This is a genomic window from Streptomyces sp. NPDC059534 (assembly GCF_042743475.1).
Taxonomy (GTDB): domain Bacteria; phylum Actinomycetota; class Actinomycetes; order Streptomycetales; family Streptomycetaceae; genus Streptomyces.
Window position 1 is genome coordinate 81,966 of record NZ_JBHWAQ010000004.1, and the last position, 11,199, is coordinate 93,164.

The 11,199-nt window shown below is 73.3% G+C and carries 12 protein-coding genes; 3 read left to right on the forward strand and 9 right to left on the reverse strand.

Going from position 1 to position 11,199, the window contains the following annotated elements; all coding sequences use genetic code 11:
- Positions 1–2: 2 nt before the first annotated feature.
- The 5 genes from ACFVZH_RS06350 to ACFVZH_RS06370 form a co-directional block, all read right to left on the reverse strand.
- Entirely contained in the window at positions 3–866 is an 864-nt protein-coding gene (locus ACFVZH_RS06350) for an ABC transporter substrate-binding protein (RefSeq protein ID WP_384893814.1), read from the reverse strand.
- A complete protein-coding gene (locus ACFVZH_RS06355) occupies positions 863–1,636 on the reverse strand; it encodes an ABC transporter ATP-binding protein (protein WP_384893816.1) in 774 nt (257 codons plus the stop codon). The genes ACFVZH_RS06350 and ACFVZH_RS06355 overlap by 4 nt, the downstream gene beginning before the upstream one ends.
- Complete coding sequence (locus tag ACFVZH_RS06360) at positions 1,633–2,559, reverse strand: ABC transporter permease (RefSeq protein ID WP_384893818.1); 927 nt, start codon at positions 2,557–2,559, stop codon at positions 1,633–1,635. The genes ACFVZH_RS06355 and ACFVZH_RS06360 overlap by 4 nt, the downstream gene beginning before the upstream one ends.
- Positions 2,556–3,578 carry an ABC transporter substrate-binding protein gene (locus ACFVZH_RS06365; RefSeq protein ID WP_384893820.1) on the reverse strand — a complete coding sequence of 341 codons (1,023 nt, stop codon included), beginning with the start codon at positions 3,576–3,578 and terminating at the stop codon, positions 2,556–2,558. The genes ACFVZH_RS06360 and ACFVZH_RS06365 overlap by 4 nt, the downstream gene beginning before the upstream one ends.
- Before the next feature lie 185 nt (positions 3,579–3,763).
- Positions 3,764–4,807 carry an ABC transporter substrate-binding protein gene (locus ACFVZH_RS06370; protein ID WP_384893822.1) on the reverse strand — a complete coding sequence of 348 codons (1,044 nt, stop codon included), beginning with the start codon at positions 4,805–4,807 and terminating at the stop codon, positions 3,764–3,766.
- A gap of 697 nt (positions 4,808–5,504) precedes the next feature.
- Between ACFVZH_RS06370 and ACFVZH_RS06375 the strand changes: the two genes are divergently transcribed.
- Together ACFVZH_RS06375 and ACFVZH_RS06380 are read left to right on the forward strand one after the other, a co-directional pair.
- Positions 5,505–6,299, forward strand: coding sequence for an IclR family transcriptional regulator (locus ACFVZH_RS06375; protein ID WP_384893824.1), 795 nt, complete (start codon positions 5,505–5,507; stop codon positions 6,297–6,299).
- 91 nt (positions 6,300–6,390) lie between these two features.
- Positions 6,391–7,062: a TetR/AcrR family transcriptional regulator gene (locus tag ACFVZH_RS06380; protein WP_384893826.1), complete on the forward strand. Its 672-nt coding sequence runs from the start codon at positions 6,391–6,393 to the stop codon at positions 7,060–7,062.
- A gap of 172 nt (positions 7,063–7,234) precedes the next feature.
- Here the strand turns inward: ACFVZH_RS06380 and ACFVZH_RS06385 are convergent, their stop codons facing one another.
- From ACFVZH_RS06385 to ACFVZH_RS06395, 3 genes are all read right to left on the reverse strand, one after another.
- Positions 7,235–8,134: an alpha/beta fold hydrolase gene (locus ACFVZH_RS06385; protein ID WP_384893828.1), complete on the reverse strand. Its 900-nt coding sequence runs from the start codon at positions 8,132–8,134 to the stop codon at positions 7,235–7,237.
- A gap of 189 nt (positions 8,135–8,323) precedes the next feature.
- Entirely contained in the window at positions 8,324–8,638 is a 315-nt protein-coding gene (locus ACFVZH_RS06390; RefSeq protein ID WP_384893830.1) for a putative quinol monooxygenase, read from the reverse strand.
- Positions 8,639–8,653: 15 nt separating this feature from the next.
- On the reverse strand, positions 8,654–8,971 hold the full coding sequence (locus tag ACFVZH_RS06395; protein WP_384893832.1) for a putative quinol monooxygenase: 318 nt from the start codon (positions 8,969–8,971) through the stop codon (positions 8,654–8,656).
- 208 nt (positions 8,972–9,179) lie between these two features.
- Here ACFVZH_RS06395 and ACFVZH_RS06400 point away from each other — a divergent pair, with 208 nt between their 5' ends.
- Positions 9,180–10,013: a helix-turn-helix transcriptional regulator gene (locus ACFVZH_RS06400; protein WP_384893834.1), complete on the forward strand. Its 834-nt coding sequence runs from the start codon at positions 9,180–9,182 to the stop codon at positions 10,011–10,013.
- 23 nt (positions 10,014–10,036) lie between these two features.
- On the opposite strand, the gene ligD is transcribed toward ACFVZH_RS06400, so the two are convergent.
- The gene (gene ligD / locus ACFVZH_RS06405) at positions 10,037–11,191 is read right to left on the reverse strand and encodes a non-homologous end-joining DNA ligase (protein ID WP_384893836.1); all 1,155 of its coding nucleotides are present in this window, start codon (positions 11,189–11,191) and stop codon (positions 10,037–10,039) included.
- Positions 11,192–11,199 lie beyond the last annotated feature (8 nt).

Below are 11,199 nucleotides of genomic sequence, written 5' to 3' on the forward strand. Positions count from 1 at the left end.
GATCAGACCTTCCGGGGCAGGGCGTCGGCGACGGTGACCGCGCGGTCGACGAACCCGGTGCGGTGGAAGATGTCCGCCGCCTGCTGCTGCTCGGCGATGAACTCCTCGGTCACCGCCTCGATCGTCCACGGCAGGGCGCGCAGCGCGGTCTCCCAGTCGTCGGCGGTGCCGCCCTGGTCGGCCGCGGCGATCTCGGCGGCCTCGCGCGGGTGGGCGGCGGCCCAGTCGTCGGCCCGCCGGAGCGCCCGGGTGAGGGCCTCGACGAGCTCGGGCCGCTGCTCGGCCAGGTCGCGGCGGGTGAAGAAGACGGACCGGTCGGTGATGACGTCGCCGGTACGGATCAGGGTGCGCAGGCCGCCGGCGCGGCGGGCGGCGGCGAGTTCGGCGCCCTGCGCCACCCAGGCGGTGATCTCACCGGCGCGGAGCTTCGCCTCGCTGCCGGAGTCCCCTCGTGCGGGGGTGATGTCGGTGGCGTACGAGAGTCCCGCGTCGTCCAGCGCCTTGGCCACGAGGTGGGTCTGCCAGGAGCCGACGGCGAGGTGGACGGTGCCGTCCTTGAGGTCCGCGACGGTGCGGACCGGGCTGTCCTCGGGCACCAGGAGGGCGCCGTGGTCGGGGCGGGGCGCGGAGACGGCGGTGTAGACGATGTCGTGGCCGGCGGCCTGCGCGGTGACCGGCGGGGTGGAGCCCGTGCCGCCGAAGTCGATGGTGCCGTCGGCGAGGAAGGCGCCGGTGCGGACGCCGTCGGTGTACGGGTGCCAGGTCACGGTCTCGCCGAGGGCGGCGAGCTCCTCCTCCGCGTAGCCGAGACGGGACAGGTGGTAGAGGGACGGGTTGCTGCGGTGGACACCGATGACGACGGTCATGCGGACGCTCCTTCGATGGTGGCGGGGGCCGGGGTGGACGGGAGTGCTTCCTCGGGTGCGTGGACGCCGAGGTCGGCGAGGAGCCGGCGGCGCAGGGCGACGAACGCCGGGTCGCCGGGGTCGCGGGGCCGGGCGACGGTCACGGGTTCGTCGGTGACGAGCCGCCCGTCCCGCAGGACGGCGACCCGGTCGGCGAGGCGGACGGCCTCGTCGACGTCGTGCGTGACGAGCAGGACGGCGGGCCGGTGGATGCGGCGCAGCTCGCCCACCAGGTCCTGCATGCGGAGCCGGGTCAGGGCGTCGAGGGCGGCGAACGGCTCGTCGAGGAGGAGGAGTTCGGGTTCCCTGACAAGCGCTCTTGCCAGCGCGACGCGTTGGGCCTCGCCGCCGGAGAGGGTGGCGGGCCAGGCGTCGGCGTGACGTTCGAGCCCGACCTCGGCGAGGGCCCGGAGCCCGGTCGCGCGGGTCGCCGCCCCGCGCGGCAGGCCCACGGTCACATTGGCGAGCACCTTCTTGGAGGGGATGAGGCGGGGTTCCTGGAAGACGATCGTGCGGGCGGCCGGGACGAGGGCCTGCCCTCCGTCGGCGCCGTCGAGGGCGCCGAGGATGCGGAGCAGGGTGGTCTTGCCGCTGCCGCTCGCTCCGAGCAGGGCGAGGAACTCGCCGCGCGCCAGGGTGAGGTCGAGGCCGTCGAGGACGGGGCGGGTGCCGAAGACCCGGCGCAGCCCCCGCACCCGTACGGCCGTCCGCGTGTCGGTGGACTCGCTCATCGGGCTCCTCCCCCGGGGCCGGCCGTGCGCCAGGGCATGAGGACCCGCTCCAGGCCCCGGACGAGCACGTCGGCGGTGAGGCCGAGCAGTCCGTAGACCAGGATGCAGACGGCGAGGATGTCGGTGCGGGCGTAACTCTGGGCCTGGGACATCAGATAGCCGATGCCCTCGGTGGCGTTGATCTCCTCGGCCGCGATGAGCGCGATGACGCTCAGGGTCATCGAGAGCCGCAGTCCGGCGAGGAGCGAGGGCAGGGCGCCGGGCAGGACGACCTGGCGGACGATGGCGAGCCGGCCGAGCCCGAAGCTGCGCATGGCCTCGACGAGTTTGCGGTCGGTGTTGCGGACGCCGCCGGTGGTGGAGACGTACATCGGGAAGGTGGTGGCGACCGCGATGAGCAGGATCTTGGCGGTCTCGTTGATCCCGAACCAGACCATGAAGAGGGGGACGAGGGACAGGAACGGGATGGTCCGCAGGGTCTGCAGCGAGGAGTCGAGCAGTTCGTCGCCGAGCCTTGTGAAGCCGGTGGTGATGCCGAGGGTGAGCCCGGCCGCGAGTCCGATGACGAGTCCGACGCCGGAGCGGGTGAGGGAGGTGGCGAGCGCGTCCTGGAGCTGCCCGTTGCCCCACAACTCGCCAACGGCGTCGATTACTTGTGGAGGAGATGCCAGGACGTCGGGGGTGAGGAGGCCGGTGGCGGAGGAGACCCACCACAGGGCGAGGAGGACGACCGGGCCGAGGGCGCGGGCGATCACGGAGTACGTACGGGAGCGGGGGCGGCTCGCCGGCGGGCGCGGGGCGACGAGCCCGTCGGCGGGCGTGTCGGCGCGTGCGTCGGCGCGCACCTCCTCGGCGGGCGCGGTCCCTGGGGCGGCGGCGGGTGGCGATGCCGTGCCCGTGGCGGCGGCGGCGGTGGCCGTCATGACAGCTTCTCGATGTCGAGCAGATGGGCCGCGATGTCGACCTTGTTCGGTGTGACCTTCTGGTCGGCGTAGAACCGGGCCACGGTCTCGAAGCGCTTGACGTCCTCGGGGCCGATCGGGTCGACGGTGCCTCCCTTGCCGGTGAAGGCGATCTGGACGTCCTTGGCCCGGCCGTTGACGGCGGTGGGGCCGGCGTCGGTGAAGACGTTGAGGTAGGCGGCGGGGTCCCGCTTCTCCTTCGCGCTGTTGTCGTGGAGGTAGGTGTAGAGGGCCTTGACGACCTCGGGGTGCTGGTCGGCGAACTCCGAACGGACCGCGTTGAGGCTGTAGTTGTCGGAGCCGATGGCGGTGCCGTCGGCGACGAAGTGGGCCTTGCCCGCGCCGATCTCGGCGACGGCGTACGTCGACCAGACCGCCCAGGCGTCGACCTGCCCGGCGTTGAACACGGCGGCGGTCTGGTCGGGGCGCAGATAAACGCGCTCGACCTTGTCGGCGGGGACACCGGCCTTGGCGAGGGCCTTGAGGAGCAGGTACTCGCCGGTGCCGCCCTTGTTGACGGCGACCTTGCGGCCGACGAGGTCCTGGACGGAGGTGATGTCCGAGCCCTCGCGGACGAGGATCCCCTCGCCCACGGGGTCGGGGTCGGTGGCGGTGAAGAAGGCGAAGCCGGGGCTCTGCGCGAGGGAGGTGATCCCCGAGGTGATCGAGCCGGTCGCGATGTCGAGCTGGTCGGCGTTCATCGCCTGGGCCGCGGGGGCGAACGGGCCGGCGCTGCCGGTCCACGCCACCTTGGCACCGACGGCGGCGAGCGCCTTGTCCAGGCTGCCGTCCTTCTTCCCGCGGGCGAGGACGCCCGCGTTGCCGGGATCGGGGATACGGACGGTGACCGTGCCCTTCCCTCCCCCGGAACCACCGCTCCGGCCGGTGGCCGAGTCCGCGGCCGGGCTGCCTCCGCAGGCGGTGACGGTGGAGAGTGCGGCGAGGGCCGCCAGGGCGGCGAGCGGGGTGAGTGGGCGCATGGCGGTCGTCCTTCGAGGAGGGTGTCGGGCGGGCGGAGAGCTGCCGGGACGCGGTGGCGCCGGGCATCAGGCGCCGGGCATCGGGCGCCGGGCGCCGGGCGCCGGGCGTCAGGCGCCGGGCGTCCGGCGTCAGGCGTCCGGCGTCAGGCGTCAGGCGCCGGGCGTCCGGCGTCAGGCGTCCGGCGTCAGGGCCGGGCGGCGGAGAGGGAGGCGGTGGTGGGTGACGCGGTGGTGGGTGAGGCGGCGGCGATCTGTCGGGCGCGGCGCAGCGGCTCCGGGTCGGCCCAGGTGCGTACGTCCACGGCCTCGGGCAGGAAGCCGTGGGCGCGCAGGGCCTTCTCCTGCTGAGCGAGCAGGTCGAGCCGGGTTTCGGACAGGTCGGGGTGGAGGGTGCGGTGGGTGCCGGCCCGGTAGGCGCCGGCGACGCCCTCGGCGCCCGCGCCGGTCTCGGCGCCGAGGATGCGGGCGACCTCGGCGGGTTCGCCGGCGGCCCAGTCGGCGGCGCGCAGCAGGACGGCGAGGAAGCGGGCCACGAGGTCGGGGTGCCGGTCCAGGAGGTCCTGGTGCACGGTGAGGGGGCGCGGGGTGCCGTTGTTGACACGGTGCGCGGGGTCGGGGAGTTCGTCGAGACCGACGGCGACCTCGGCCCCGGCGCGGCGGGCCGCCTCGACGGCGAGGGCGCCCTTCACGTAGACGGCGTCGACCTCGCCCCGGCGCAGCGCGTCCAGCTCGGCGGCCCACTGGCCCTGGTGGCCGTCGGCGGGTACGTCGACGAGGACGGCGTCGCCGAGTCCGTACCCGGCCGAGGCGAGGGCGCCCTCGAAACCGCGCAGGGCCATCGCGCGCCAGAAGTCGATGGGGACGGAGTGGCGGGGTACGGCGAGACGGAGGCCGCGCAGGGCGGCCGCGCCGCGCACCGGGGAGCCCGGGGCGACGAGGATCGCCTGGTGTTCCTCGATCCAGGTGAGGCCGATCAGCCGGGTGCGCTCGCCGCGTGAACGGGCCCACAGCGCGGGCACGTTGCCGCCCTCGCGGAAGAGACCGGGCAGGGCGTGGGTGAAGTGGGCGGCGCGGTCGGCGCCGGGGTCGGCGTCCTGGAGCGAACGGACGGCGATGCCGTCCGCGGCGAACTCCTCGGCCAGCCAGCCGCGGTCGGCGGCGACACCGGTGGCGGTGGGGACGGGGCAGCGGGTGAACCAGAGCGTGTCGGGAACGCGGGCATGCGTCATGGAGGGTTTCCCGGGGTGTGTGGTGGGTTCGGGGGCACGGCGGCGGAGCGCGGCGCCGCCCTGCGGCCGGGGCGGTGGCCGACGGGCGGCGCGGCGCGTCCCGGAAGGGGTGGAAGGGGCGGATCGGACCGATGGCGCCACGACGGGTTGCTCCGTCACGGATGGCTCCGTGACGGGTTGCTCCGTCACGGGTGGCTCCGCGACGGGCTACTCCGTCACGGGTGGCGGTCCCGGCGTGGGAAGGGTGTCGGGGTCCGGCGGACGCCGGCGCGGCCTGGCCTCGGCGCCGAAAGGCACCGCAGGGTGGTGCGGCCTCAGCGCGGAAAGGCGGGGAGCGCCCTCAGTGCCGTGCGGTACCGGACCGCGCCGCGGCCGTGGACGGTGTCAGCGACAGCCGCCGCCGGCGACGCGCGCCAGGTCGATGTGACGGCGCCTGGTGAGCGCGAGCGGTGTGGGGGAGACGAGAGGCCTGCGTCGTACGGTGCGTCCTGCGTGCGTCACGGTCCTGCTCCCTCCGGCTCGGGGTTCCTGTGGTGCGTTGGCCGGAACCTTGCCATGGATCTCGGGCCGCCCACAACTCGCCTCCCACGATGTGGGATTGCTTATGAACGCAGTGTTTCCGACCTGGCCGGAGCCCTGATTCGGCTCCCGCCATGTGGGAGCGTGGGAGCCCGACGACCCACGGGGAGCGAACCCTATGACGACCGAGGCCGACATCGCCCGACCCCCGGCGGGCGCCCAGGCGGTCCGCCGCGCACTGGATGTGCTGCACTGTTTCCACGACAACGGGCCCGACCTGAGCGCCTCCGACCTCGCGCGCCGGCTCGGGCTCTCCACCTCCACGGCGCACCGGCTCGCACGGACGCTGCTCGGCGCGGGCTTCCTGGAGCAGGACGCCAGGACCGCCCGCTACCGGCTGGGGCCGGCGATGACGGAACTGGGCCGCCTCTCGTACCACCAGCGGGGGCTTCACCTGGCAGCGCCCGAGCTGTCCGACCTGGCCGAACGGACCGGCGCGACCGCCGACTTGGCGCTGCGCAGCGGGCCGCACGTCGTGATCGTGGCGGGCGGCTCGGTGACCCCGAAGGTGGGCCTGCGCCGGCCGCTGCACTCGACGGCCCTGGGCAAGGTCCTGCTCGCGTGGCCCCGGGCGGGCGAGGGCGGCCCGCGTTCACTGCCGCCGCTGTACGCGTTCACCGAGCGGACGATCGTCGAACCTCCGGCTTTGGCGGCCGAGTTGGCGCGCGTACGGGAGGCGGGGTACGCCCTCAACGACGGCGAGTCGGCGCTCGGCGTGCGGACGGTGGCCGTACCGGTCCTGGAGCGGACGGGGCACGCCCGTTTCGCCCTGGCCGTCCGCGCGACCCCGGAGCTGATCACCGACGCCCGCCTCGACTGGTACCTGGCCCAGGCGCGGTCCTGCGCCCGCGCCCTGGAGGTGCTCCTCCTCAGCCCGGCGGAGCGGCGGGACCCGGCGGAGCGGGCCGGCTAGCGGGACGACACGGCGGCGCGGCGGCGGGACGGCGGGACGGCGCGGCGGCGCACAGATTCCCGCACGGTCGTGCGTTCAGTACGATGGGGGGATGAGCGGCGACACCGGAAGCGGCACCGGGACCAAGACGGACGGGCGCGTCGAGCGCGGCAACCAGACCAGGCGCCTGGTGCTCGGTCGGACGATGGACATCGCCTCCGTCGAGGGGCTCGAAGGGCTGTCCCTGGGGCGGCTCGCCACCGAGCTCAAGCTCAGCAAGAGCGGTGTCTTCGCCCTCTTCGGCTCCAAGGAGGAGCTCCAGCTCGCCACGATCCGCGCCGCCGTCGCCGTCTTCACGCGCCAGGTCGTCACCCCCCTCGCCGACACCCCGCCGGGCGCCCGGCGGGTGCGCGACCTGTGCCGGAACTGGCTCGCGTACTCCTCGGGCCGGGTCTTCACCGGCGGCTGCTTCTTCTACGCGGTCGCGGCCGAGTTCGACGCCCGTACGGGCCCGGTCCACGACGCCGTCGCCCGGACCCGGGTCGACTGGAACACGTACATGGAGCAGTCCCTGGCGGAGGCGCGCGCCGCGGGCGACTTCACCGAGGACCTCGACGTCGAACAGCTGGCCTTCGAGGTGATCGCCCTCATGGAAGCCGCCAACGCGCTGTCCGTCCTCCACGGCGACACCTCCGCCTACGCCCGCGCCGAACACGGAATCACCGCCCGGCTCGGCGCCGTGGCCACCGACCAGGGCCGGGCCGCGCTCACCGATCCGGCCTGAGCGACGCCCCGGGACCGGGACTCGGCGGGCGACGCCGGCCCGGGGCGCCGCCTGCACCCGGCGCCTCGAAGAGGCCACCTCGATCAGCGTCGACGACCGGCACGGTGCCGCCGCGTTCCGGCCGCTCGCCGACCTGGCACGTCGATCGCGGCGGGCCTCGTGCCGGCTTCGGTCAGCCCGCTGCGACCCTGTCGTCGGGCGTCGTGACCGCCGGCTCCGTTGCGGCGTCGGCGGTGGCGAACTCCACGGCCGCGGCGACGACTTCGGGGTTCTTGAGGATGCGGCGGTGTCCGAGGCCCTTGGTCACGACGAGCTTGGCCCGGTCGCCGTGGGCGCGTGCGAGCAGGCGCGCCTGGGCGAGGGGCACCATGTCGTCGGTCTCGTCGTGGAACAGCAGGACGGGCGCGTCGAGTTCACCGGGGTTCCGGTCGGCGCCGAAGCGGTCCCAGATGCCGGGCTCGTCCGGGGCGAGCCGGCGTTCGACGTGGTCGCGCATGCACCGGATCACCCGCTCGTCCACTCCGAGGCCGGCCCGGAAGCCCGCGAGCAGCAGGTCGAAGGAACCGACGGCGCCGAGTCCCACGAAGCGGGCCGTACGGACGCCGTCCCGCAGCGCGAAGAGTGCGGCGAGGGCGCCGAAGGAGTGGGCGACGACGGCGTCGAAGTCGCCGTGCCGGGCGTGCAACTCCCTGATGATCTCGCGGTATTCGAGGATGTTGCTGGCTCGGCCGGGCGCCTCCCCGTGGCCGGGGGCGTCGAAGGCGACCGGGCTGTAGCCGCGGGCGATCAGCGCCTCGGCGAAGGCGGTGAGGCGCGAGGCGCGCGAGGACCAGCCGTGGACGAGGAGGACGGGCCGCCGGCCGTCTCCCCAGGCGTAGGTGACGACCTCCTTGCCCCGGACCCGGAGGCGTCCGGTGCGGGCGGTGGCGAACAGGTCCCGTTCCTCGGGCTTGAGCCTTGCGCGGCCGAGCGGACGCACGAAGAGGTGGAAGGCGAGACGGCCGGCCGGCCCGGGGGCGACGCGGGCGGCGGTGTTCAGGGTGGTGCGTACGAGCGGAGCCATCGGGTACATGCCGGTTCTCCTCGGTCGTCCTGGCTATGCAAAAATGCTAGCACGATCGTTCGTGTTGTTTTGGGGTCGGAGAAACGGCGGGGCGGTTCCGACCCGGATGCCCTTTGACAGCGAAGTGTGCTTCGGGGGCGACGGGCTCGCCGGCACCCCCGAAGTGCTTCCGCAGCCGGCACGCGGCTGGCCGTCGCGCTAGTCGGTCTCGGCGGCCTGCGGAGCGGCCGCCGGTGTCAGGTAGCGGATCGTGAACGGCTCGGCGAGCACCCGGTCGAGGACTTCCGCCACGTGTGCGAAGTGCGGCGTGGTGAAGTGCAGGTCGAGGGCCTCGCGGCCGGTCCATTCTTCGATGATGACCATTCTGGACGGCCGGTCGGGGTCGGCGTACGGCTCGTACGCCAGGCAGCCCTCTTCTGCGACGGAGGGTTCGATCATGGCCTCCAGCGCGGTCCGCAGGTCGTCCTCCCGGCCGGGCTTGGCCTCGAAGCCGGCGATCACGGTGAGTGTCATGGTGTGTGGCTCCTGTCAGGCGTTGTGGGAGGTGGCGGCGGGGTCTTCGACGCGGGTGCCCTTGATGAGCCAGACCGGCCCCTCGGCGAACTTCTCGATGATCGCGAAGAACTTCTCGAAGTGCTCGCCCTTGCAGTGCGCGTCGAAGGCCGCCTCGTCGTCGTACGCCTCGTTCAGGTAGAAGCGCTCCGGGTCGTCCGCGTCGGTGATCAGCTCGAAGCGTCGCGTACCGGGCTCGTCGCGGGCGGAGTTGCGGCCGTCCTCGAGCGCGGCGGCGATGAACGTCTCCCGGTGCTCGGCGGGGATGTCGAAGGAAACGGCGATGTGGTACACGGAGTTCTCATCTCTGGAGCCTGTGCAGCTCCTGGGGTTCGTGGTGCATCTGGAGTTGTTGTCATGCGGGCGTCCTCGGGAGGGTTTCCCTGTTCGCTGCCCGCTGTGTGCTCCATCCTGTTGCCGCGCCGCACGGCCACCCAGGGCTGCGCCTTTACCGGGAACCGGGCAACCTGGGTACTGCCAGAACCCCTTTAGGGTGTGTGGCATGGACGGCAGAGCTGAACTGGGAGCTTTTCTCCGCTCGCGCCGGGCGCGCATCAAGCCCGAGGACGCGGGCCTCTCCCGGTACGGCGAGCGCCGTCGGGTCCCCGGGCTGCGCCGCGAGGAGCTCGCCCAGCTGGCGGGCGTGAGTGTGGACTACTACGTGCGGTTCGAGCAGGGCCGCGGCGGGAACGTCTCGGATGCCGTGATCGACTCGGTGGCCACGGCCCTGGCCCTGACCGGGACCGAGCGGATCCACCTGTTCAACCTGGCCCGCGCCCTCGCCCCGCGCCCCGCCGCCGCACCGCAGCGCCAGCGACTGCGCCCCGGTCAGCAGGCCCTGCTCGACTCGATGACCGCGACGCCCGCCTACGTCGTCGGCAGACGCACCGACGTCATCGGCTTCAACGCCCTCTACGCCGAGCTCCTCGGCTCTTTGGCCAACGTGCCGCCCGCGCACCGCAACACGGCCTGGCTGGTCTTCCTCGACGACGAGGTGCGCGGCCGGTACGTCAACTGGGAGACCAAGGCCCGCAATGTCGTCGCCTACCTGCGCATGGATGCAGGGCGCCACCCCGGCGACCCGGCCCTGGCCGCTCTGGTCGAGGAACTCACCGACCGCAGCGAGGAATTCCGCCGGCTGTGGACCGATCACGAGGTCGCCGACCGCACCCACGGCGGCTATCACATGCGCCACCCCACCGCCGGTGATCTCACCCTGAACTACGAGAGCTTCCAGGCCGGCGACGATCCCGATCTCAGCCTGATCGCCTACAGCGCCGAGCCCGGCTCACCCTCCCACGCGGCCCTGCAGGCCCTCGCCTCTTCGACCGCGTAAGCCCCATGTGGACCTGGGCTTCGCTACGTTGAGCGTGCACCCTTTCCCCCGGCCTTCCCGTCGGCCTTTCCGGCGGTCTTTCCACCGGCCTTCCCGTCGGCCTCCCCCTCGGCCTTCGCCGCACCCTTCCCCTCGGCTTCCCCCTCGGCCTTCTCCCCCGCCGGCGCCTTCTTGGCCCGGCTCGGCTGCACCCGCTTCGGTTCGCCCGGCATCTTGGGGTACTCGGGCGGATACGGCAGGTCGCCGAGGCCGTGTTCCGCCTCGTCCCGCCGGGCCAGTTCAAGCAGCGACTCCAGGCTGAACCGCTCGTCGTCCATGTCCGCGTGGACGTCGCCGACCTCGGCGTACCGGGTCGGCATCGTCCTGATGTCGAAGTCCCCCGGCACGGCGTCGTCGACCTCCTCCCACCGCAGGGGCGCGGAGACCGGGGCGTGCGGGCGGGGGCGTACGGAGTAGGCGGAGGCGATGGTGCGGTCCCGGGCGGTCTGGTTGTAGTCGACGAAGATCCGTTCGCCGCGCTCCTCCTTCCACCACTTGATGGTGACCCGCTCCGGCATCCGTCGTTCCAGCTCGCGGCCGCAGGCGATGGCCGCCCTTCTGACCTGGGTGAACGTCCATTCGGGTGCGATCGGCACGAAGACGTGGAGGCCGCGCCCGCCGGAGGTCTTCGGCCAGCCGCGCAGCCCGTGCTCGTCGAGGACGGCGCGGAGCTCGTGGGCGGCGCGGACGGCGTCGGCGTAGTCCGTGCCGGGCTGCGGGTCGAGGTCGATGCGGAGTTCGTCGGGGCGGTCGGTGTCGTCCCGGCGTACCGGCCAGGGGTGGAAGGTGACGGCTCCGAGGTTGGCGGCCCAGACGACGGCCGCCGGCTCGGTCGGGCACATCTCGTCGGCCGACCGGCCGCTGGGGAAGGTGATGTGCGCCGTCGGGATCCAGTCCGGCATGTATGTGGGCGCGCGCTTCTGGAAGAAGGACTCGCCGGTCACCCCGTCGGGGTAGCGCTCCAGGGTGGTGGGGCGGTTCCGCAGGGCGCGGGTGACGCCTTCGCCGACGGCCAGGTAGTACTGGACCAGGTCCATCTTGGTGTAGCCGGGTTCGGGGAAGTAGACCTTGTCGGGGTTGGAGACCCGCACGGTCCGGTCGCCGACTTCCAGTTCCACCGCTGCCGCCTTGCCTGCCATGCGGGTCA

What these genes read in the sequence shown, in the direction of transcription:
- ACFVZH_RS06385 (WP_384893828.1), bottom strand. Translation starts at nt 8,134, where the DNA reads ATGTACCCGATGGCTCCGCTCGTACGCACCACCCTGAACACCGCCGCC.
- ACFVZH_RS06355 (WP_384893816.1), bottom strand. Translation starts at nt 1,636, where the DNA reads ATGAGCGAGTCCACCGACACGCGGACGGCCGTACGGGTGCGGGGGCTG.
- ACFVZH_RS06380 (WP_384893826.1), top strand. Translation starts at nt 6,391, where the DNA reads ATGAGCGGCGACACCGGAAGCGGCACCGGGACCAAGACGGACGGGCGC.
- ACFVZH_RS06365 (WP_384893820.1), bottom strand. Translation starts at nt 3,578, where the DNA reads ATGCGCCCACTCACCCCGCTCGCCGCCCTGGCGGCCCTCGCCGCACTC.
- ACFVZH_RS06350 (WP_384893814.1), bottom strand. Translation starts at nt 866, where the DNA reads ATGACCGTCGTCATCGGTGTCCACCGCAGCAACCCGTCCCTCTACCAC.
- ACFVZH_RS06370 (WP_384893822.1), bottom strand. Translation starts at nt 4,807, where the DNA reads ATGACGCATGCCCGCGTTCCCGACACGCTCTGGTTCACCCGCTGCCCC.
- ACFVZH_RS06375 (WP_384893824.1), top strand. Translation starts at nt 5,505, where the DNA reads ATGACGACCGAGGCCGACATCGCCCGACCCCCGGCGGGCGCCCAGGCG.
- ACFVZH_RS06400 (WP_384893834.1), top strand. Translation starts at nt 9,180, where the DNA reads ATGGACGGCAGAGCTGAACTGGGAGCTTTTCTCCGCTCGCGCCGGGCG.
- ligD (WP_384893836.1), bottom strand. Translation starts at nt 11,191, where the DNA reads ATGGCAGGCAAGGCGGCAGCGGTGGAACTGGAAGTCGGCGACCGGACC.
- ACFVZH_RS06360 (WP_384893818.1), bottom strand. Translation starts at nt 2,559, where the DNA reads ATGACGGCCACCGCCGCCGCCGCCACGGGCACGGCATCGCCACCCGCC.
- ACFVZH_RS06390 (WP_384893830.1), bottom strand. Translation starts at nt 8,638, where the DNA reads ATGACACTCACCGTGATCGCCGGCTTCGAGGCCAAGCCCGGCCGGGAG.